The organism is Achromobacter sp. UMC46 (assembly GCF_014170335.1).
GTDB lineage: Bacteria > Pseudomonadota > Gammaproteobacteria > Burkholderiales > Burkholderiaceae_B > Achromobacter.
Window position 1 is genome coordinate 672,166 of the sequence record NZ_LZZS01000004.1, and the last position, 20,524, is coordinate 692,689.

Genomic DNA, 20,524 nt, shown 5'->3' on the forward strand with positions numbered 1-20,524 from the left:
CCATTAGGCTGGCGCGTTACTTTCGGTCCAAATAGCCTCATACGCTTCGCGTTTCTCGCGTGCAATAGCATCCGCGCGAGAGATGTGGCCTGGTGACCTTTTCGCGAAATCTTTGATCGATTGGGTGAGCGTCCATGCATGAGCGCAATCGACAAAAATTGCGCGATCATGTAGGCGGCGAGGCGGCGCAAGCCGCAATTCGGTGGGGCGCGTCTCCCCATGTTGCTGTCGCCACCTGGCTAGTGCGGGAAGGAGACTTTGTTTGTAGGTTCCCTGGTCCGCCAGAAGTCGAATGACCACCCCTGGCCCAACGCTAGAGCCGTACTCCGTTAGGATCATTTCGTCCATGTAGGGATCGACGATCAACAGGTCTTCAGTGGCTGAGCTGAGAACCTTCGAAATAGCGGAGTAGGCGTCGAAGACATTCCCGGGATGGATAAACTCTCCGGCCGACTGGGTCGGCATTCGGCGTTCGAGGGCCGCCAATGCGCGATATGCGATGACCATGAGAGCAGACCGTTGCTGCCGCTGCATTCCCTGAAGGCTTGAAAGTCCGGTGGACTTGACTGAAAACTCAATGGCGTCCATCCCTACGTCAGCGCGTTGGATGATTGCGTGAACTCTCCCCATCCAGAGAGGGGCATTTCCCTCCAACAAGTCGGGAGGGCACTTTTCAAGAAGTAGTGCCAACTGTGAATAGAGAACGGATGCTTCCTGCTCGGTGACCTTCATGAGATCCTTTGGCGTAGGTTTCAGCGTCACTTTTAAAAATTCTAGGGCAGCCCCCCTATGGAACGCGCCTATGCATCATCGGGGTGTGGCCCACGTGGGCGTCGGCGGCGGTGTTTTGTGTTGCTGAATTCATGCCCGTGATTGTATCGGGCTGGAGCCGGCGGCAGGGGGAAGAGGGCGGGACTTGTTTGTCCAGGCGCACCCGGACGTTGCTGTGGCCGTGGGAATTGCAGTCTGACACCGATTCTTTTCTTGAGAATCTTGATCGCGCGTCAATCGTTGTCGATTTCTTCCAGATTCATTTCAGGGGAACCCAACCGTTGCGGGCCTCCGACGAGTGCTGGCACCACACCCAGCTATTCAGGGTCCGTGTGCCGATCAAGACATCGCCCGCATCGACATTCAGTGCTTCCTTAGGTCGGGCCCGGCGCGGGCGTCGGCGGCGGTGTTCAGTGTTGCTGAATTCAGGCCCGTGATTGTATCGGGCCGTAGCAGGGGAAGAGGGGGCAGGCGCATTCGCGGGCAAATAGTCCAGAGCTATTGCGAGAATCCAGCGATTCAATTTTGTTTACTGCATAGTTCAGAATAATAATTGACCTATGACAAAATCCGATGTCTGTCGGATTCCCCATAGGAGCAAGCCATGAATAAGCCCGTGCAGGAAAAGACGCAGTGCCCGTTGACCACCGCTTTCGGCGCCCCGGTCGTCGACAACGACAACAGCATGACGGCGGGGCCCCGTGGACCCGTGCTGATGCAGGATGTGTGGCTGATCGAGAAACTGGCCAATCTCAACCGTGAAGTCATCCCCGAGCGCCGCATGCACGCCAAGGGCTCAGGGGCGTTCGGCCACTTCACGGTCACGCACGATATCTCGCGCTACACCCGCGCGAAACTGTTCGCCAAGATCGGCAAGCGGTCCGATGTGTTCGTGCGGTTTTCTTCGGTGGCGGGCGAGCGCGGCGCGGCCGATGGCGAGCGCGACATCCATGGCTTCGCGGTGAAGTTCTATACCGAAGAAGGCAACTGGGACCTGGTGGGCAACAACACGCCCGTGTTCTTTGTCCGTGACCCTCGAAAATTCGCCGACCTGAACAAGGCGGTCAAGCGCGATCCGCGCAGCAATCTGCGCAGCCCGACGCACAACTGGGATTTCTGGACCCTGCTGCCCGAGTCGCTGCACCAGGTGACCATCGTGATGAGCGACCGGGGCATTCCTGCCGGTTACCGGCACATGCACGGCTTCGGCTCGCATACGTACAGTTTCATCAGTCAGGATAATCAGCGCTACTGGGTCAAGTTCCACTGGCGCACCCAGCAGGGCATCCAGACCTTGAGCGATGCCGACGCGGGCGAGATCATCCGCCATGACCGCGAGAGCTTCCAGCGCGATCTCTTTGAGGCCATCGAGCGCGGCGACTTTCCCCGCTGGACGCTGTGCGTGCAGATCATGCCCGAGACCGATGCGGAAAAGGTCCCGTATCACCCGTTCGATCTCACCAAGGTCTGGCCGCACAAGGACTATCCGCTGATCGAAGTCGGCGTGCTGGAGCTGAACCTCAATCCCGAGAACTACTTCGCCGACGTCGAGCAGGCCGCGATGGCGCCGAACAATCTTGTGCCCGGGATCGGGATTTCGCCGGACAAGATGCTGCAGGCGCGCATGTTCGCCTATTCGGATGCCCAGCGGTACCGGTTGGGCGTCAACCATCACCAGATTCCCGTGAATGCCGCCCGTTGCCCCGTCCACAGCAACCAGCGCGATGGTGCGATGCGCGTGGACGGCAACTATGGAGGCGCGCTGCATTACACGCCCAACAGTTTCGGCGCTTGGGAAGACCAGCCTGCTTACCGCGAACCGCCCCTGAAGATCAATGGGAATGGGGATTTCTGGGACTTCCGGGAAGACGATGACGATTACTTCAAGCAGCCCGGCGACCTGTTCCGGCTGATGTCGAAGGGGCAGCAGCAGGTGTTGTTCGAGAATACCGCGCGGGCGATGGGCAAAGCCCCGGAATTCATCAAGCGGCGGCACGTGGCCAATTGCGGCAAGGCGGATCCGGCGTATGGGGCGGGCGTCGCCCGGGCGTTGGGGCTGGCGCCGGACGCCTGACACTCGTTCCACTAGCGCGGTGGGCGAACTTGCCGCTTAGGTGCGGCGGCGTCACAATCCTGCGACGCGGCCCTGTGATGGCCGCGGGAGCAGCAGATGCAGGATTACCCTTTCGCCGACCCGTTGGATGCGGCCGAGCGTGTTGCCATCGCCGGCGGTGCCCACCAAGCCGAATTTGCGCCAGGCGGCGGCGGACGGCTGACCCGGTTGTCTACCGGCGGTCATGACTGGATCGTACCGTTGACGCAGACGCAATGGCCGGCGGGCAAATGGCCTCGGGCAGGGTCTTACCCGTTGGCGCCGTATTCCAACCGCATCCGCGACGGCGTGTTCACTTTCAATGGCGCACGGCATGCGCTGCAGTCCGTGCCTGGGCGGCCACACGCGATCCATGGCGCGGGCCTGTTCCAGGCCTGGCAGGTGCGCGACCACGCGGCGGACAGCATCGATCTGGTCCTGAACCAGCCCGCCGGCGTGCTGGGATGGCCCTGGCCGTTCGAATGCGTGCAGCGCTACCGGCTGGACGCGCGCGGGCTGAGCCTTTCCATGAGCCTCATCAACCATGGCGATACGCCCATGCCCTTCGGCTTGGGCCTTCATCCGTATTTCACCGCCGAGCGGGTCGCGTTGAATGCGCGGCGGGTGTGGACGACGGATTCGGATGGCCTGCCGACGGGCAGCCGGGTCAAGCATGTGCGCGAACTGCGGCTGTCCGCCGAAGGGTGCGACATCTACCTGTCGCAGTGGGAAGGGCGCGCCACGCTGCATTGGCCGGACGGGCACGAGCTGGCGCTGCACGCCGATCCGGCGTTTGCGCACCTTGTGGTCTATACGGCGCCGGGTGCAGATTTCCTATGCGTGGAGCCGGTCACGAATGTGGCCGATGCGTTCAACCGGGCAGCCGACGGCGACACGCGCACCGGCATGCGAACGTTGGATGCGGGCGCGCGGTTCAGTGCGACCTGCCTGCTGGGGCTGAGCCAGCCCCGTGCCCAGCGCTGAACCGGGCCGCAACGGCGCGCTTGGAAAGCGCTGGCACCTCCGGCGATAATCGGGACAAATCCAACCCAGGAGTTCCTACGTGAAAAAGCTCAGCACCGAACAATTGCAGGCCGCGGCCGAGACGCTGCGCCGGGTGCAGGCGAAGCTGGCCCGCTCGGGCAGCCTGCCGCTTGAGCCCACCGTCTACGCCAGCGCGAAAGGCTTTCGGCGCAATGTGCCCGCGTACGTCTGGACCTGGTTGTCGGACCTGCTGGCGCCGCACAAGAGCCTGGCGTCATGGATGGACACGCATCAGGCCGGGTGGCGCGACGGCAAGACGCCCGCCGCCGTGGTGTACGCGCGGACGGAAACGGGCTGGTTCGACTGGTTGATCGCGGAACTGGATAGCGAGATCAATGATCCGCATGCCCGCGCCAAGCGGGAAGGGCGCGGATAGCAGCCTGGGTCAAGCGCGCCGGGCACGCACCCGGGCGAACACGTGAACAGCCGTTTCCAGGACGGCTGCCGCCAGCAAGGCGGCCAGCACCGAGCTCAGGACCAGCGAGTCCCACAGGCGGGGCGGGCCGACGCGGAACTGGATGGTGTCGAACACCATGCCGGCCGCGATGCCGGCCACGATGGCCGCCTTCCAGCCTTGCAGCGGCGCCAGCCGAAGCATCAACAGGGTAAACGCGACCATCCCCCACAGGAGCGGCTCCAGCGTTTGTTCGATCAAATGGGCAAGCAGGGGAGACTCCCGGTAAATTCGAGCGGAACAGTCCGCCCGCGTTTTTACCGCTTTCTGGCCCGAATGGCGAGACCTCCCGCGAATGCCCTGGGACGCGCCGGGCTCAGAACCCTTCCAGCACCACTTTGCCCTGGGCCTTGCCGCTTTCGATGAAAGCGTGGGCGCGGCGCAGGTTGGCGGCGTTGATCGTGCCGTAATGTTCGCCCAGCGTCGTGCGCAGCGTGCCGTTGTCGATCAGGCGGGCGGCCTCGTTCAGCAATTCGTGCTGGGCGATCATGTCGGGCGTGTTGTGCAGGGGGCGCGCGAACATGAATTCCCAGTGCAGCGACGCGGATTTGCCCTTCAGCAGACGGACGTCGATGGCGGCCGGGTCATCGATCAGCGCGATCTTGCCTTGCGGGGCGATCGCCGCCGCCATCTGCGGAAAGTGCTTGTCGGTCTGGTTCAGGCCGGCGATGTAGCTGACCTGGTCGAAACCGATGCGCGCAAGTTCCTCGGTCAGCGGCTTGCTGTGGTCGATGACATGGTGGGCGCCCAGTTCGCGCACCCAGGCTTGCGTCTCGGGTCGCGAGGCGGTGCCGATCACGGTCAACCCCGTCAATTGGCGCGCCAGCTGCACCAGGATCGACCCCACGCCGCCCGCTGCGCCGATGACAAGCAGGCTGCGCTGGCTGGGCGCGGCGTTGTCCAGCACGCGCAGGCGGTCGAACAGCAGTTCCCAGGCGGTGATGGTGGTCAGCGGCAGCGCGGCGGCCTGCGCGAAGTCCAGGCTGTCGGGCATGCGGCCGACGATGCGCTCGTCCACCACGTGGCGTTCGCTGTTGGCGCCCGGGCGGGTCAGCGCGCCGGCATACCAGACGCGGTCGCCCGGTTTGAACAGGCTGGTCTTGGCGCCCACGGCGCGCACGATGCCGGCGGCGTCCCAGCCCAGGATTTCGGGCTGGCCGTCCTTGGCCGCGCGGTTGGCGCGGATCTTCACGTCCACGGGGTTGACCGAAATGGCGTGCACGTCGACCAGCAGATCGTGGCCGCCCGGCACGGGGTCGTCGACCGTGATGTCTTGCAGGGCTTCGGGATGATCGGCGGGCAGGTTCTTGAAATAGGCAATGGCTTTCATGGGAAGGCTCGGTTCGGGATAGGCGGGGATCAGAGGATGGAGCGGACCACGCCGCCGTCGACGCGCAGCGCGGCGCCATTCGTGGCGGCGGCCTGCGTGGAGCAGGTGTAGACGACCATGTTGGCGACTTCTTCCACCGTGGCCAGGCGGCGCAGCAGGGAAGTCGGGCGGTGCTGGGCGATGAAGTCGCGTTCCATGTCGTCCTGGGACACGCCTTGCTCCTTGGCCATTTCGGCGAAGAAGTCGGCCACGCCCTCCGAGCGCGTCGGGCCGGGCAGCACGGCGTTGACGGTGACGCCGGTGCCGGCGGTCAGTTCGGCCAGCCCGCGCGACACGCCCAGCAGCGCGGTCTTGCTGACGCCATAGTGGATCATTTCAGCGGGAATCTGCACGCCGGACTCGCTGGAGATGAAGATGATCCGGCCCCAGTCGGCGGCCATCATGCGGGGCAGGTAGTAGCGCGACAGGCGGATGCCGCTCATGACGTTGGTGTCCAGCATCTGCTGCCAGTCGTCGTCCGTGATCTCGGTGAAGGACTTGGGCGCGAAGAAGCCGGCGTTGTTGACCAGGATGTCCACGTCGGGGTGGGCGGCGCAGACTGAGGCCGCGCCGTCGGCGGTGGCCAGGTCGGCCTGCACGGTGCTGACGCTTGCGGCCGGGAATTTCAGGGTGATGTCCTGGGCCGCGCGAGCCAGCTTGTCGGCGTTGCGGCCATGCAGTACGACGTCGGCGCCGGCTTCGGCCAGCCCGAGGGCGATAGCCAGCCCGATGCCGCCCGAGGACCCGGTGACCAGGGCTTTCTTGCCGTTCAGTTCGATTTTCATGAGGTGACTCCAAAGAGGTCTGGGAACGAGGTCATCATTACCGAGTCCGGGACGATGAAAAACCGGCTAGCATCCGACTCAGTTTCAATAATTTTTTGAAAATGAGGCGATCATGGTCCGGTTCGAGGACTTGAGGATCTTTGTGTCGGCGGCCGACCAAGGCAGCTTTTCCGCTGCCGCACGAGAGCTGGACCTGACGCCGGCAGTCGCCAGCGCCGCGCTCAAACGGCTGGAACTGACGCTTGAGACGCGCCTGTTCGTGCGCTCCACGCGCAGCCTGCGGCTGACGGGCGATGGCGAACGCTATCTGGAATATGCCCGCGCCGCGATCTCGACGCTTGAGGCCGGCAAGAATGCGATGGCCCGCGACAAGACGGCCATTTCGGGCACCTTGTCGGTCTCCATCCCGTCGGACCTGGGGCGCCACGTGCTGCTGCCCTGGCTGGACGATTTCCAGCACCAGCATCCGCGGGTCAGCTTCCAAGTGCGCATCAGCGACCGGCTGGCCGATCTGTACCGGCAGCCCGTCGATATCGCCATCCGCTACGGTACGCCGAATGATTCGGCGCTGGTGGCGCTGCCGCTGGCCGAGCACAACCGCCGTGTCGTGTGCGCATCGCCCGCGTATCTGGCGCGCCACGGGGTGCCGCAGGCGCCGCCTGATCTGCGCCGCCACAATTGCCTGTCGTTCGTGCTGGGCGAAACCTTGCATGACCGTTGGACCTTCGAGCGCGACGGCACCCGCACGACGGTGCCCGTCAAGGGCGACCGGGTGGGCGATGATGGCGACCTGGTGCGGCGTTGGGCGCTGGCTGGACACGGCGTGGCCTATAAATCGCGCTACGACGTGCTGTCCGACCTGCGCGCTGGCCGGCTGGTTGAACTGTTGCCGGACTACGGCACCGAAGCTTCGCCCCTATACCTGCTGTGCGTGCACCGCATGCTCTTGTCGCCGGCCGTCAAACGCATGCGCGAATTCCTGCAGGAACGGTTCAGGCGTTTCGACGCGGGCTAGCGGCGCAGCCGCGTCAATGCGGCGTCCGATGGTGCGCGCTGCCTGCCTGCTTGTTCGCTGCACGGGTGCGGGCCGCCTTCTTCGCCGCCGCCGAACGGCCGGCCGCGCCCTTGGTGGCGGCCGCTTTCCTGGCGGCGGCCGAGCGGTCCGCAGCGGTGCGCCGGCTCGCTGTCTTCGTGGCCTGACGCGACAGCGCGGCGCGCGAGACGGGCTTGGCGCCTTCCTTCTTCAACGCGGTGGTGGTGGCGCGGGCGCGCGTGGCGGACTTGGCGTGCCCGTCCTTGGCGGCATGGCTGTCTTGTTCTGCCTTGCGCTTGGTGGCCGGGCTGGCGGACTTGGAGGCCGGCAGCTTGACCCCTGCGCGCCGCGCCTGGGACAGCCCGATCGCGATGGCCTGTTTCGTGGACCGCACGCCGTGCTTGCCTTCGCGGACATGCTCGATTTCTTCGCGTACGAATTCTCCGGCCTGCGTGGACGCCGACTTGCCTTGGCGCTTGTCGTGCCGGGCTCGTTCCAGGGTTTTTCGTTCAGGCATGGTGATCTCCTTGCGAGGTTGCGGGAGCAGAGCCGTCGCCTGTCGAGATCGGGCGACGAAACTCGTAACACCACTCTAGCGCCGCGGGGGTATCCTGTGTGTTCGAATGGATTGCCGGTCGTAAGCGCCGGAAAGGCCCGCGCGCCGACGATTCACGACTCACACCCTTAGCGGAGACGAGCTATGTCGAATCATGTCTACAAGCAAATCGAACTGGTGGGATCTTCCACCAAGTCCACCGATGATGCGATCGCCAAAGCCATCGAGCGCGCCTCGGAAACCCTGCGCAACCTGGATTGGTTCGAGGTCACCGAAGTGCGCGGCCATATCAAGGACGGCAAAGTGGCGCATTGGCAGGTCGGTTTGAAGATCGGCATGCGGCTGGAAGGCGACAAGTAATTTCCCTGCGCTGCGCCTTTTTTGATCAGCCCTTCCAAGTGCTTGGCGGATAAGGACTTTTCGGGCTTGTTATCCGACTGTTCATAGGCTTGTCCACATTCGATGGGGACAAGCCTGTCCACTTATCCCCATCGCTTTGCATCGCAAAATGTCGAGGGGGTTGATGCGCGTGCCTGCTCGTTCTTTGCCCGCTGCTTGCAAGTCCTTGCCGCATAAGGGTTTATAGCGACTACCCGCATACTGTCCTCAGGCTTATCCACATTTGGCGGGGACAACCTGGGCCCGAAATCAGGCGCTTGGGCCTTTCTTGACCACCCCTTGCAGGGCATTGATATCGCAAGGAATTTCGGACCTGCCCTCAAGCTGTCCTCATGCTTTTCCACAGAATGCTGGGACAAATCCACATGTCGTGCCGGGCTCGGAAAAGGCCTGGATGCGCATCCAGTCTTCTCGTGGATAAATGCGGAAAAACTCATCCAAAAGGATGAATGGGCATTATTTGATCACCCCGCGCAAGTGCTTGGCAGGACAGGGTATTTCGGGTCTACCCCAAAGCTGTCCTCAACGTTCTCCACAGTTGGCGGGGATAAGTTGGCCCCCACTCCTCGCGCGCGTTGCGCGCTTGCTGCCCCCCGAGGGGGCTGCGCCGCCTTGGGGCGGCCCGGCGGTTCTTCTGCACGACTTTAAAAAAAAGCCCCCCGACGCATCGGGGGGCTTGATCGCCCGGAGGTAGATCGGGCGATCGGCGCCGGCTGGGACAGGGCCCTGGCCGGCAGCGGCGGCAATCAGCTGTTTACTTTCTTGACCCAATCCACATAGCGGTCGATCCAGCCTTGCAGGAACTTGCGCGTGCCTTCGTTGGTGATGTTGAACTGGTCGTCGACGAGGCCTTCCGTGTATTGCAGGAAGACTTCCGGCGTGGTCAGCGCAATGGCGCCCTCGGCGGCCAGGATGTTGCGCAGGTGCTGTTGCATCAGCGCGGTGCCGGCGGCGCTGGGCGATGCGCCGACGATGCCGACGGCCTTGCCCGGCCACGAGTTCTGGCCCCACGGGCGCGAACCCCAGTCAATGGCGTTCTTGATGGCGGCGGGCAGCGAACGGTTGTGTTCCGGCGAGACGAACAGGATGCCTTGCGCGTCGGCGATCTGCTGTTTGAGCTTGGCGGCCGGCGGCGGCAGGTTGTTCTCGTTGTCCTGGTTGTACAGCGGGATGTCGCCCAGGCTCACGTACTCGAACTTGAAATCGGCGGGAACCAGCTTTTCCAGGGCACGGGCCAGTCGCAAATTGATCGAGGCGGCGCGCAGGCTTCCGACGAAAACCGCAATCTTGTAGGTGCTCATGGGGCGTGTGCTCCAACGGGTAAGGGAAGGTCCAGTGTAGACCTGGACCGCAACCCGCTCAATGCCGATTCCGCATAACGATATCGTGCGCAGGTCCACCGAGTGTGGCGGTGCGCAGTGACAGCCCTATGTCATCAGGCTGACGTGCGCGGACACCACGCGCCAACCCTCGGGCGTGCGCATCCAGGTCTGGCTTTGGCGGCCGGTGCGGTCGCTGCCGTCGCGCTGGAACTCCAGGTTGGCCGTGGCGAAGTCGCGTCCGTAAGTGGTGATGGCGGTGCGCAGCACGCGGCGAGCCAGGCCCTGGGGTGAGCGCGCGGCGCGGAAGGCGCGGATGGCGTCGTAGCCGTACAGGTTTTCGCCGGCGCCGTAACGCAAGGTGTGGGGACTGTTCCAGAAGAGGGTGTCCAGCACGTCCACCTGGTTGTTCACCAACGCCGTTTCATAGCGCTCCAGCGCCGCCGCCACTTCCGCCACGACGTCGGGCAGATTGATATCCATGAGTCTTCTCCGCATGCACCGTTCTGGTGCGGGTTTCAGGGTAATCACCAATATGGTGTCTGCCGCGGTGCGCCGATCCGCGGGGAGAGCACCCGCCGGGGCATTGGCCCTGGGGAATGCCGCGCCGCAAGGCTGGCACGCCGCTTGCTAGGGTTAACACTGCACTCGCAATGCATCAGCAAGACATAACAAGCTGCACCGCTGCCCAGGAGTTCCGCCATGTCCCGTTCCGCCATTTCCGCCCCGGTCACCATGCTGGTCACCCGGCACATCGCGCCCGAGCGCTACAGCGATTTCCTGTCCTGGATGCGTCAGGGCGAAATCCTGGCGGCGGGTTTCCCGGGGTTCCTCGGGTCTGGCGTGCTGCAGCCGCCGGAAGGCGGCGACCAATACCAGATCGTGCTGCGCTTCACCGATGCGGCCAGCCTTGCCCGCTGGGAAAAATCCTTGCCGCGCAGGATGTGGCTGGAACGCGGGGCGACGCTGGTGCGGGCCAGCCACGAGCATCGCGTCAGCGGCACCGACGGCTGGTTTGCGCCCAAGGCCGCCAGCGCGCCGCCGCGCTGGAAGCAGGCGGTCAGCATCTGGCTGGCCTATTTTCCGGTGCTGCTGGTGTTTTCGATTCTGGTCAGCGAACACTTGAGCATCCTGCCGATATTCTGGCGCGTGTTGATCACCAGCGTGATCCTGACGCCCATCATGGTGTTTGTCTGCATTCCCGTCATCACGCGCGTGCTGCAGCGCTGGCTGCGGGCCGGCTGAAGACGTTCCCTCGGCATCCCCGGGGCGGCCTCAGGCCGCCTTGGCGCGGCGCGTGGAATACAGCCGGTGCAGCGTGATCTTGCGCACCGCCGTCTGGCTTTCCTGGATATGGGCCTGCAGCAAGCGGGCGGCATCGGCGGCGTCGCCTGCCAGCAAGGCGCGCAAGATCGCGCCATGCTCTTCGTAGGTCTTGCCGACACGGTCGGGCAAGGTGAAGTCCAGCCGCCGCACGATGCGGATGCGCTCGGTGGCGGCGCGGTGCACGCGCGCTATCTCGGGGTTGCCGGCTGCGGCTACGAGGTCGATGTGAAAGCGTTCGTCCAGATCGGCCAGCCATTCGCCGTCGCTGGAGCGCGCGCTTTCGTCCACGAGCCAGATATCCGCCAGCGCATGCAGCGCGCGTACGGGGGGCGGCGACAGGCCCGGCGCGCACAGCGCATGCACGGCCGCGGTCTCCAGCACGCTGCGCAGCTCGTAGAAATGGTCCAGCGTGTTGAAGTCCAGCGGCTTGACCAGCCAGCCGTTGCGCTGCCGCACTTCTAGATAGCCCTCGCGTTCCAGCCGGAACAGCGCTTCGCGCACGGGCGTGCGGCTGACTTGCAGGCGCTCCGCGATTTCGGTTTCCGTGAAACGGTCGCCCGGCGCCAGCCGGAAATCCAGGATGTCCCGTTTCAGCGACCCATAGGCCGTATCGGCCAGGGTGCGCGGCATGTCGATGGCAGCGAAAGCGGTTTCCATAGCGTGGCCTTGAATGGGATCGGAAAGGGGGCGGTTCAGGGCGTGCGGATGCGCGACACGCCGGCCTGCTCCAGCGCGTAGGCGGCGCCAAGGCAGTCGGCTTCGCGCCAGGGGGCGCCGATCAATTGCACGCCCAGCGGCAGGTGGCCGTCCTGCTCCGTTTCCGGCCACGTCGGCGCGGTGCAGACGGGCAGGCCGATGCACGAGATCGGCTGCGTCAGCAGGCCCATGCTGGCGCGTGCCGGCAAGGATTTGCCCGCCAGCGTCAGCCAGTCGGTCCCCACCTTCGTGGCGGATACGGGCGTGGCGGGCGCGATCAGCACGTCATACTGGCTGAACAGGGCCAGCGCTTCGCGGTAGACGCGGTGGCGGACGCGCTGCGCCTGCTGCACCCAGGCGGCGGGCACCAGGCTGCCCGCGACAAGGCGGTCGCGGGAATGCGGTTCGTAGTAGTCGTAGTGCGTGACGAGCTTGCGGCGATGCAGCGCGCCGCCTTCGGCCGCGGTGATGACGAACGCGGCCGCGCGGGCCTGCGCGGCGCCGGGCAATTCGACGACGGCGGTGGCGCCCAGCGCGTGTGCTGCAATGTCAACGGCGCGGCGTGCCTGCGGGCCGGCCCATTGCGCGAAATAACCGCCCAGCACCGCCACGCGCAGGGGGCGCGCGCCGGCGTGCAGCGACGGCAGCACGGGGTCGGCGGCGTGCTGCGCGCAGGCGGCGTCGTCGGCGTCCGGGCCTTGCAGCGCATCGTAGGCGGCGGCCAGGTCGCTGGCGCTGGCGGCGAATGGCCCCAGATGGTCAAGGCTGCCCACAAAGGGGAAAGAGCCGGTGCGCGGCAGGCGGCCCAAGGTGGGTTTCAGTCCGAATATGCCGCATAGCGAGGCCGGCACGCGGATGGACCCGTTGGTGTCAGATCCCAAGGTCAGCGGCACCAGTCCGCCCGCCACGGCGGCGGCGCTGCCGCCGGACGAGCCACCCGCGATGCGGGTGGTGTCGTGCGGGTTGCGGCATGCGCCGTAATGGGTGTTTTCAGTGGTGAAGCCGTACGCGTGCTCGTCCATATTCAGCGCGCCGACCAGCACCGCGCCCGCCTCGCGCATGCGCGTGACCAGCCGGGCGTCATGGCGCGCCGGCCCGTTGGACGCGTTGACCCGACCACCCGCCAGCGTCACTTCGTCGGCGATGTCGAACAGGTTCTTGACCGCGTAAGGCACACCGGCCAGCGGCGGCAGCGGTTCGCCGCGGGCGCGGCGCGCATCGATGGCCGCCGCCTCCTGGCGGGCGCGGGCCTCAGTGACCGCGGTGAAGCAGTTGTAGCGGGAATCGTGCTCGCGGATGCGCGCGAGCGTGGCGTCCAGCACCGCCTGGGCGCTGCGTTCGCCACTGGCGACCTGGCGGGCGATGTCTGCGGCGGGGCCGGTCACGGGCGGAACACCGAAGCCGATTCCAGCTCGACGGGCAGGGCCTCGTCCACGAAGCTGGCCGCGATGTCGTGGATGCGCGAGAACTGCTGCACGACCTCTTGCGTGGTGGCTTCGCGCAAGGCGTACCCCGACAGCGCCAAGGCGCTGCGTACGTATTGATCGATGGTTTCCTGGGTCATGGCGGATTCTCCCGATGGACTGGATGGTGACGGGCTTGCTGACTTGGGTACGTTTATTCGCGCACGTTCACTTGCGCACTTCGCGCTGGAAGATCTCCAGGCTCAGTTTCTTCATCTGGATGAAGCTGGGTTCGGACAGCGTTTCCACGGTGCGGGGGCGGGTGTCGCCGTAGTGCAGGATTTCGGCGACGCGCGTGGGCCGCTTGGTCAACAGCAGGATCTGGTCGGCCAGGTACACGGCTTCTTCCAGGTCGTGCGAGACCAGCAGCATGGTGGTGCCGGTCTGCATGAAGACTTCCTGCAGTTTTTCGCGGATGAACAGCGTCATCTCGAAATCCAGCGCCGAAAACGGCTCGTCCAGGAACAGCACTTCGGGGCCGGGCGCCAGCGCGCGCATGATGGACGCCGTCTGCTGCTGGCCGCCCGACAATTCGTACGGATAGCGCTTCAGGTCGAACTTGACGTCGAACGACGCGACCAGCTCTTGCACGCGCGCATCCACCTCGGCCTTGCTGCGGCCTTCCAGGCGCAGCGGATAGGCGATGTTGTCGATGGTGCGCAACCACGGGAACATGGCCTCGCGGTAGTTCTGGAACACGTAGCCGATCTTGGTCTGCGCCAGCGACTTGCCGTCGAACAGGATTTCACCGGCGTCGATGGGGATCAGGCCCGCGATCATGTTGATCAGCGTGGACTTGCCGCAGCCGTTGGGGCCGAACACCGAGACGATCTTGCCCTTGGGGATGTCCAGGTTGAAGTCTTCGTACAGGGGCCATCCCGCGAAGTACTTGGTCAGGCCGCGGATGGTGATGTGGGTGCCCAGCGGGCCGGGCGCGAACGGCGCGGCAGCGGGCGCGGGGACGATGATGGGGTTGATGACGGTGGACATTTATCGGCCGCTCCAGTGGACCACGCGCTTTTCCAGCATGAGAAAGAGAATGTTCAGAACATAGCCCAGGGCGCCGGCCGCCAGGATCGACGCGTACATCTCGCGCACGTTCAGCACCTGCTGCGCATTGATGATGCGGTTGCCCAGCCCGCTGTCGGAACCGATGAACATTTCCGCCACGATCACGATCACCAGCGCCATCGACACGCCGCTGCGCAGGCCCACGAAGGTCGGCTGCAGGCTTTCCCAGATCAGCACGTCCTTGAAGATCTGCCACCGCGACGCGCCCATCACGCGGGCCGCCATCACGCGCTGCTTGCGCGCATTGATGACGCCGTAGGCGCTGTTGAACAGGATGACCAGCACGGCCGCGAAGGCGGCGATGGCGATCTTGTTCATGTCGGTCACGCCGAAGATCATCAGGAACAACGGGATCAGCGCGGACGACGGCGTGGACCGGAAGAAGTCCACCAGGAATTCGACGCTGCGATACGCCTTTTCATTGCTGCCCAACAGCACGCCCAGCGGCACGCCGATCACGCCGGCGATGACGAAGGCCTGCAGAGTGCGGTTCAAGGACGACAGGAAGTCCCACAGCAGCGGGCCGCCTGCCAGGCCCTTGATCAGCGCCACGATGGTGGCGCCGGGCGTGGGTAGCAGCACGGGGCTGACCAGTTGCAGTCGCACCACGAGGTCCCACACGACGAACAGCGCCAGGGGGCCGATCAGCGGCAGCAGGCGCGACGCGTTGAACCTGGCGGGCGGCTGCTTCGCCGCCGCCGGGGCGCTGCTTGCGGTTGTGGCGGTCATGGGTCAGCCCTTGTAAAGCATGGCCGACACGTCGACCTTCTGCGCGAAGATGCCCTTGTCGGTGAACAGGTCGAAGAATTTCTGGAAGTACTGGATGTCGCTGGGCGTGAACTCGTTGTAGAGCGTGTAGGCGGCCAGCGGCACCTCGTTGGTCATCGGGCCTTCGATGGCGGTGTAGCCCTTCATGAAGGGGCGCGCCTCTTCGGGTTTGGTGCGGATCAGTTCGATGCCGCGCGCATAGGCGGCGATGAATTTCTTGCTTTCCTCGGGATGCTTTTTCAGGAAGGCGGTGGTCAGCGAGGCCGACCCGCCGAACCACGGTGCCATCGGATCGCCCAGCACGTACTTGGCGATGACGCCGGTCTCCAGCACACGGGTGGTACCGTTCAGGCGGCCCACGGTGCCGGTGGGCTCCAGCGTGTAGCACGCATCCAACTGGCCGGCGGCAACCGCGGCGACGTGCTGGCTGATCGCCAACTCGACCACGGTTGCCCCGGTTGCGCCGGCGCGCTCCAGGACTGCTTTGGCCAGCGTGGCGTTCTGGATGCCGGGTCCAGATCCGACCTTTTTCCCCTTGAGGTCTGCAATGCTCTTGATGGGACTGTCTTTCGCGACGATGAACTCGTCCAGCACGTTCTTGGCGTTGCTGGGGTTGGACGCGAAAATCTTGAACAAGCCGGGCGAGGCGATTTCCCCGATGGCCAGGTTGGCCGAACCGGTGCCGTTGGCGCTGCCGTCCGCGCGCCCGGCCAGCATGGCTTCCATGACCTGCTGCGCGCCGGCGAACTTCAGCGGTTCGACGTTCAGGCCCGCTTCCTTGAAATAGCCTTTTTCGACGGCGGCATAAAAGGGCAGGCCGGCGGCCACGGGCCAGAAGCCGATGCGGATCACCGGACCCGATTGCGCGCGTACCAGCGAGGGCGCGGCCAGCGTCGCGGCGCCCAGGGCGGCCCCCTGGATCAGGCGGCGGCGGGTGGCGTTGAAGGCATAGGGCGCATTGCGGTTGATCATGGGGGCTCCTGGTGTGCTCGCGGAAGTGTCCGGTGACGGCGCTTGCCTTGTAGACAAGCTTGCATACCAGTCATCAAGCAAGACCCGTGCCAACCTGGCCCGGCTGGCCCCCGCCCTATGGCGGACGCTGGGCCGGGCGCCGGCCCGGTGCTTTCCATGAACCATGTTGGTGCATGGCGCACCATTGAAGGGGACGCAACGGCGCGTGCCCGGCCCGGCGGCAGCGGGCGGCGGTAAAGGGGTAGCATGGTCGCGGACCCGCGGCGTGTCGCCCCGGGCAATCGAAGCAGACGGGAAACAGGGCGCCGCCGGTCGGCGCCCGTTCAAGATGAATACGCGTTTTGTCGAAGCATTTCTATGGTCGGCGCGGCTGGGCAGTTTCCGGGCCGCCAGCGACCGCCTCCACATCACCCAGGCGGCCGTGGCCAACCGCATCGCCTCGCTGGAAGAAGACATCGGGGCGCGCCTGTTCGAGCGCGACGCCAAGGAACTGCGCCTGACCGCGGTCGGCACCCGCCTGCTGGATTACGGTGAACGCTTGCTGGAGATCCGCCAGCAGATCCTGTCGCTCGGCAAGCGCGGCGACGAGGTTTTCGGCCTGGTCCGCATCGGCGCGATCGAAACGGTGGTGCATACCTGGCTGATCGGCTTCCTGACGAACCTGAAGTCCACCTACCCGGGCATCGAAGTGCAATTGACGTCCGAGACGACGCGGGCGCTGCACCGGGGACTGCGGGAAGGGGCGCTGGACATCGCGCTGCAAACGGACCTGCTGAACGACACCGGCATCATCAGCAACGCTTGCCTGCCCATGGAAATGGGGTGGGTGGGCCGCGCGGGAGACGAGGAATCGCTGACCGTGCAGCAACTGCTGGGCGAACCCGTGCTGACCATGAGCCCCGGCTCGCAGCCGCATGAAGCGTTGAAGGCGCTGTACCGGGAGGTGGGCATGCCGCAAGGCAAGGTGCATTGCGTCAGTTCCATTTCGGCGCTGGCGCGGCTGGTGAAAAGCGGCTTCGGCCGCGCGCTGGTGCCGCTGCCGCCCATCTACGAATACGTGGCGCGCGGCGAAGTGCAGGTGATCCGCAGCGACATGCCGGTGCCGCCGCAACTGCTGGTGGTGAGTTACGTGGAAAGCGCCGGGTCGGACGCGATCCGGCTCGTGGCGGAACTGGCCAGCCGGGCCTCGGACCAGTTCACGATGTCGGTGGCGGAACCGCGTTTCGGATCTGCGCAATAGTGTTATCCCTAGGGTGGCGCTCAGTAATTCTGTTGCTGGAAGGAAGAATTACTCGTTTGTCCCCGCGCCGCCTGGCGGATGAAGATGTGGCCTTCTGAAAATGAAGGAACGCTGGTCTTCCGCCTATGAGCCATTCTGCCCCCTCCGCCTCGACTCCCCATGGCCTGCTGTTCGTCGCCACCGACGTCGAGGCCGCCGACGAGCCTGATTTCAACCGCTGGTACGACCGCGAGCATGTGGAAGAGCGCGTGCGCATTCCCGGTTTCCTGTCGGGCGCGCGCTATGTGTCGCGCGGCGGCGGGCGCAAGTATCTGGGCCTGTATCGCACGGAATCGCTGGCCGCCTTCACCACCGCCGACTACCGCGCCGCGTTCGAGCGCCAGACGCCGTGGTCGGTCGCGAACCTGGACCGCATGCGCGACCCGATGCGCCGCGTCTGCGCCGTCGAGGCCGTGACCGGGTTCGGCAGCGGCAGCGAATTGGTCGTGCTGCCGTTGCCGGTGGCAGGCGACGCCCAGGCGCTGATCGCCCAGGCCCGGGCCGCGGGCCTGGAACTGTCCCAGGCGGACGGCTTCGTGCAGTCCTACCTGCTGGTCCCGGACGCCACGCTCAGCACGCCGTTGCCGCGCGAATCCAAGGACAACCGCACGCTGGCGCCTCTGTTCGTCATCGAGGCCGGCAGCGCACCCGCGGCGCTTGCCCTGCGGCAACAGGCGGCAAGCGCGTTCGATGCGGATCCGGCCGGCGGCTGGCTGCTTGAACTGGGCTGGAAGCTGGCGGCGTCCGACCTGCGTTGAGCGGCGCCGAGCCTGACTCTCTACCCACAGACTACAAGGGGAAATCCATGGCAGAACATGCCTTGCACGCGGCCCGCGCGGCCGATAGCGCAGCCGCGCCGAACAAGATGCGCCGGCTGGCCATGGCCAGTTCGGTCGGCACCACGCTGGAGTGGTACGACTTCACCATCTACAACCTGATGGCGGCGCTGGTCTTCAATTCGATCTTCTTCCCGTCCTTCGATCCGTTGACGGGCACCATCCTGGCGTTCTCCACCTATGCGGTGGGCTATGTGTCGCGGCCCTTGGGCGGCATTGTCTTCGGCCACCTGGGCGACCGGCTGGGACGCAAGTTCGTGCTGGTCGCGACGTTGGTCATCATGGGCATTTCGACCGGCTTGATGGGCCTGCTGCCCACCTATGCGTCGTGGGGCGTCTGGGCGCCCGTGGCGCTGGTGGCGTTGCGCTTCGTGCAGGGCGTGGCCCTGGGCGGGGAATGGGCGGGCGCGGTGCTGCTGTCGATGGAACACGGCAAGCCGGACCAGCGCGGCCGCAATGCGTCGTTCACACAGGTCGGCCCGTCGTGCGGCACGCTGATCGGCACCGGCTTCATCGCCCTGGTGACGGCCTTTGTCAGCGCCGAGGACTTCCAGGCCTGGGGCTGGCGCATTCCGTTCGTGTCCAGCGTGGCGCTGGTCATGTTCGGCCTGTGGCTGCGCCGCGGCGTCGAGGAAACGCCGGTGTTCCGCGAAATGGAAGCCAAGCGCGAGACCGCCAGCACGCCGATCAAGGAAGTGCTGGGCCAGCATTGGCGCCAACTGCTGATCGCGGGCGGGTCGCGCATCGGCTCGGACGTGCTGTACGCGCTGGTCGTCGTCTTCACGCTGACCTATGTGACGACGGTGCTGCACCTGTCGCGGCCGATGGCGCTGACGGCCACCATGCTGGGCGCGGCGCTGAACGCGATCGCCGTGCCGCTGTGCGGGGCCTTGTCCGACCGGATCGGCCGCCGTCCCGTGTATCTGGCGGGCGCGGTGCTGGGCATGGTCTGGGCGTTCGTGTTCTTCGTGCTGATGGATACGGCGCATCCCGTCGCCATCTGCGCGGCGGTCGTGGTGGGCCTCTTGATCCATGCGCTGATGTACGGCCCGCAGGCGGCGTTCATCACCGAGCAGTTCCCGGGGCGCGTGCGCTATGCCGGGTCGTCCCTGGCGTACACGCTGGCCGGTATCGTGGGCGGCGGCTTCGCGCCGCTGATCATCGCCAGCCTGTACAAGTCCTGGAGTTCGACCGTGGCGATTTCGCTGTACGTGGCGGCTGCGTTGGCCGTGACGGCGATCGCGCTGCTGGCGGCCAAGGAAACGGCCAAGGCGCCCTTGCAGCGCTAAGGCTGGCGTCAGCCGGTCAGCCGGTGGGCCAGGGGTTCGTCCCGGGCCCATCGGCGCAGGTTATCCACGAACAAGCCCCGCACGCGGGCTTGATTGCCGTCCGAGAAGCCCGCGCTGTGCGGTGTGACGATGACGTTGTCCTGCGCCCACAGCGGGGATGACGGCGGCAACGGCTCCTGCTGGAACACGTCCAGGAAGGCGCCGCCCAGCCGGCCGCCGGCCAAGGCCTCGATCAATGCGGTTTCATCGATGACATGGCCGCGCGCCACGTTCACGATCGACGCGTGCGCGGGCAGGGCGGCCAGCGCCTGGCGGCTGACCAGTTCCCGCGTGGCGGGCGTCAGCGGGCACGCCAGCACCAGCCAGTCGGCGCCGGGCAGGAGGTTGGCCAGATCCGTGTAAGGCGCAGTTTGCCGCGCCTGGGGCACGGGCGCGCCGGAATGGCGCACGACGGACAGCGTCAGGCCCAGCGCCATCAGCAGTTCGCCGATGCGTTGTCCGATGCCGCCCCATCCCACCACCACCGCATGCTGGCCCGCCAGGTCGCGCGGCGTGCGATCGCCCAGCAAGGGGCGCCAGGCGCGGTCGCGCTGGTCCGCGGCCAGCAGGGACAGGCGGCGCGCCAGGGCCAGCACGCCGCCAATGGCCGTCTGTGCCACCACGGCGTCGCTGGCGCCTTGCGAGGTCGTGACGGCGACGCCGCGCGCGTGCAGGCTCTGGTAGATCTCGCGGTCGGCGCCAGCCGAATGGACGTGCACCCAGCGCAGCGCGGGCGCATGGCGCATGGCCTCGTAGTAGCGGGCGGTGTCGGGCGTGATCTGGAACTTGGTCGACGCGCCCGTGATGTCGCGGGACACGAAGGCCACTTGCGCATCGCTGGGCAGGCCGTCTTCGGGGTGGCGCAGGATGAAGCGCGGGCCATCCTTGGGCAGCGCTTTGACGAGGGCGGGTGCTTCAGCGGGCGAGCACAGGATGCGGATGTCGGGACGTGGCGTCATGGGG

The 20,524-nt window shown here is 65.7% G+C and carries 23 protein-coding genes; 9 read left to right on the plus strand and 14 right to left on the minus strand.

The annotated features are described in order from the left end of the window. Positions 1 to 3: 3 nt before the first annotated feature. The gene (locus A9973_RS06065) at positions 4 to 732 is read right to left on the minus strand and encodes a phosphatidylserine/phosphatidylglycerophosphate/cardiolipin synthase family protein (protein WP_183012837.1); all 729 of its coding nucleotides are present in this window, start codon (positions 730 to 732) and stop codon (positions 4 to 6) included. 643 nt (positions 733 to 1,375) lie between these two features. Here A9973_RS06065 and A9973_RS06070 point away from each other — a divergent pair. The 3 genes from A9973_RS06070 (at position 1,376) to A9973_RS06080 (ending at position 4,283) form a co-directional block, all read left to right on the plus strand. After that, positions 1,376 to 2,845 (plus strand): catalase, encoded by a 1,470-nt coding sequence (locus A9973_RS06070; protein ID WP_183012838.1) that lies wholly within the window; start codon positions 1,376 to 1,378, stop codon positions 2,843 to 2,845. 96 nt (positions 2,846 to 2,941) lie between these two features. Then, positions 2,942 to 3,847: an aldose 1-epimerase gene (locus A9973_RS06075; RefSeq protein WP_183012839.1), complete on the plus strand. Its 906-nt coding sequence runs from the start codon at positions 2,942 to 2,944 to the stop codon at positions 3,845 to 3,847. A 79-nt stretch (positions 3,848 to 3,926) separates the two neighbouring features. After that, entirely contained in the window at positions 3,927 to 4,283 is a 357-nt protein-coding gene (locus A9973_RS06080; RefSeq protein WP_183012840.1) for a hypothetical protein, read from the plus strand. Positions 4,284 to 4,292: 9 nt separating this feature from the next. On the opposite strand, the gene A9973_RS06085 is transcribed toward A9973_RS06080, so the two are convergent. The 3 genes from A9973_RS06085 to A9973_RS06095 form a co-directional block, all read right to left on the minus strand. Beyond that, a complete protein-coding gene (locus tag A9973_RS06085; RefSeq protein ID WP_183012841.1) occupies positions 4,293 to 4,526 on the minus strand; it encodes a hypothetical protein in 234 nt (77 codons plus the stop codon). A gap of 151 nt (positions 4,527 to 4,677) precedes the next feature. After that, entirely contained in the window at positions 4,678 to 5,691 is a 1,014-nt protein-coding gene (locus A9973_RS06090; protein WP_183012842.1) for a zinc-binding alcohol dehydrogenase family protein, read from the minus strand. 29 nt (positions 5,692 to 5,720) lie between these two features. Next, positions 5,721 to 6,515: an SDR family NAD(P)-dependent oxidoreductase gene (locus tag A9973_RS06095; protein WP_183012843.1), complete on the minus strand. Its 795-nt coding sequence runs from the start codon at positions 6,513 to 6,515 to the stop codon at positions 5,721 to 5,723. 112 nt (positions 6,516 to 6,627) lie between these two features. Here A9973_RS06095 and A9973_RS06100 point away from each other — a divergent pair, with 112 nt between their 5' ends. Beyond that, complete coding sequence (locus tag A9973_RS06100; protein WP_183012844.1) at positions 6,628 to 7,530, plus strand: LysR family transcriptional regulator; 903 nt, start codon at positions 6,628 to 6,630, stop codon at positions 7,528 to 7,530. A 13-nt stretch (positions 7,531 to 7,543) separates the two neighbouring features. Here A9973_RS06100 and A9973_RS06105 read toward each other — a convergent pair whose 3' ends face one another. Next, complete coding sequence (locus A9973_RS06105) at positions 7,544 to 8,065, minus strand: DUF6496 domain-containing protein (RefSeq protein ID WP_183012845.1); 522 nt, start codon at positions 8,063 to 8,065, stop codon at positions 7,544 to 7,546. Between the two features lie 183 nt (positions 8,066 to 8,248). Here A9973_RS06105 and A9973_RS06110 point away from each other — a divergent pair, with 183 nt between their 5' ends. Next, positions 8,249 to 8,464, plus strand: coding sequence for a dodecin (locus tag A9973_RS06110; RefSeq protein WP_054426601.1), 216 nt, complete (start codon positions 8,249 to 8,251; stop codon positions 8,462 to 8,464). 785 nt (positions 8,465 to 9,249) lie between these two features. Here the strand turns inward: A9973_RS06110 and A9973_RS06115 are convergent. Further along, entirely contained in the window at positions 9,250 to 9,804 is a 555-nt protein-coding gene (locus tag A9973_RS06115; protein WP_183012846.1) for an NADPH-dependent FMN reductase, read from the minus strand. A 126-nt stretch (positions 9,805 to 9,930) separates the two neighbouring features. Next, positions 9,931 to 10,305, minus strand: a complete 375-nt coding sequence (gene hpxZ, locus A9973_RS06120; protein ID WP_183012847.1) for an oxalurate catabolism protein HpxZ — start codon at positions 10,303 to 10,305, stop codon at positions 9,931 to 9,933. Between the two features lie 219 nt (positions 10,306 to 10,524). Between hpxZ and A9973_RS06125 the strand changes: the two genes are divergently transcribed. Next, complete coding sequence (locus tag A9973_RS06125; RefSeq protein WP_183012848.1) at positions 10,525 to 11,067, plus strand: antibiotic biosynthesis monooxygenase; 543 nt, start codon at positions 10,525 to 10,527, stop codon at positions 11,065 to 11,067. 30 nt (positions 11,068 to 11,097) lie between these two features. On the opposite strand, the gene A9973_RS06130 is transcribed toward A9973_RS06125, so the two are convergent. The 6 genes from A9973_RS06130 to A9973_RS06155 all read right to left on the minus strand — a co-directional run bounded on the left by A9973_RS06130 (position 11,098) and on the right by A9973_RS06155 (position 16,118). Beyond that, positions 11,098 to 11,805, minus strand: coding sequence for a GntR family transcriptional regulator (locus tag A9973_RS06130; RefSeq protein ID WP_183012849.1), 708 nt, complete (start codon positions 11,803 to 11,805; stop codon positions 11,098 to 11,100). A gap of 35 nt (positions 11,806 to 11,840) precedes the next feature. Continuing rightward, complete coding sequence (locus A9973_RS06135; protein ID WP_183012850.1) at positions 11,841 to 13,229, minus strand: AtzE family amidohydrolase; 1,389 nt, start codon at positions 13,227 to 13,229, stop codon at positions 11,841 to 11,843. Then, a complete protein-coding gene (locus A9973_RS06140) occupies positions 13,226 to 13,408 on the minus strand; it encodes a DUF4089 domain-containing protein (protein ID WP_183012851.1) in 183 nt (60 codons plus the stop codon). The genes A9973_RS06135 and A9973_RS06140 overlap by 4 nt, the downstream gene beginning before the upstream one ends. A gap of 67 nt (positions 13,409 to 13,475) precedes the next feature. Next, complete coding sequence (locus tag A9973_RS06145) at positions 13,476 to 14,297, minus strand: ABC transporter ATP-binding protein (RefSeq protein ID WP_183012852.1); 822 nt, start codon at positions 14,295 to 14,297, stop codon at positions 13,476 to 13,478. Continuing rightward, positions 14,298 to 15,107 carry an ABC transporter permease gene (locus A9973_RS06150; protein WP_183012853.1) on the minus strand — a complete coding sequence of 270 codons (810 nt, stop codon included), beginning with the start codon at positions 15,105 to 15,107 and terminating at the stop codon, positions 14,298 to 14,300. It abuts the gene before it with no gap. Positions 15,108 to 15,110: 3 nt separating this feature from the next. Further along, the gene (locus A9973_RS06155) at positions 15,111 to 16,118 is read right to left on the minus strand and encodes an ABC transporter substrate-binding protein (RefSeq protein ID WP_183012854.1); all 1,008 of its coding nucleotides are present in this window, start codon (positions 16,116 to 16,118) and stop codon (positions 15,111 to 15,113) included. A gap of 328 nt (positions 16,119 to 16,446) precedes the next feature. Here A9973_RS06155 and A9973_RS06160 point away from each other — a divergent pair, with 328 nt between their 5' ends. The 3 genes from A9973_RS06160 (at position 16,447) to A9973_RS06170 (ending at position 19,522) form a co-directional block, all read left to right on the plus strand. Beyond that, positions 16,447 to 17,358, plus strand: a complete 912-nt coding sequence (locus A9973_RS06160) for a LysR family transcriptional regulator (RefSeq protein ID WP_183012855.1) — start codon at positions 16,447 to 16,449, stop codon at positions 17,356 to 17,358. A gap of 125 nt (positions 17,359 to 17,483) precedes the next feature. Further along, positions 17,484 to 18,155: a DUF4286 family protein gene (locus A9973_RS06165; RefSeq protein WP_183012856.1), complete on the plus strand. Its 672-nt coding sequence runs from the start codon at positions 17,484 to 17,486 to the stop codon at positions 18,153 to 18,155. 47 nt (positions 18,156 to 18,202) lie between these two features. Then, positions 18,203 to 19,522: an MFS transporter gene (locus A9973_RS06170; RefSeq protein WP_183012857.1), complete on the plus strand. Its 1,320-nt coding sequence runs from the start codon at positions 18,203 to 18,205 to the stop codon at positions 19,520 to 19,522. An 8-nt stretch (positions 19,523 to 19,530) separates the two neighbouring features. On the opposite strand, the gene A9973_RS06175 is transcribed toward A9973_RS06170, so the two are convergent. Next, on the minus strand, positions 19,531 to 20,520 hold the full coding sequence (locus A9973_RS06175; protein ID WP_183012858.1) for a D-2-hydroxyacid dehydrogenase: 990 nt from the start codon (positions 20,518 to 20,520) through the stop codon (positions 19,531 to 19,533). Between the last annotated feature and the right edge of the window lie 4 nt (positions 20,521 to 20,524).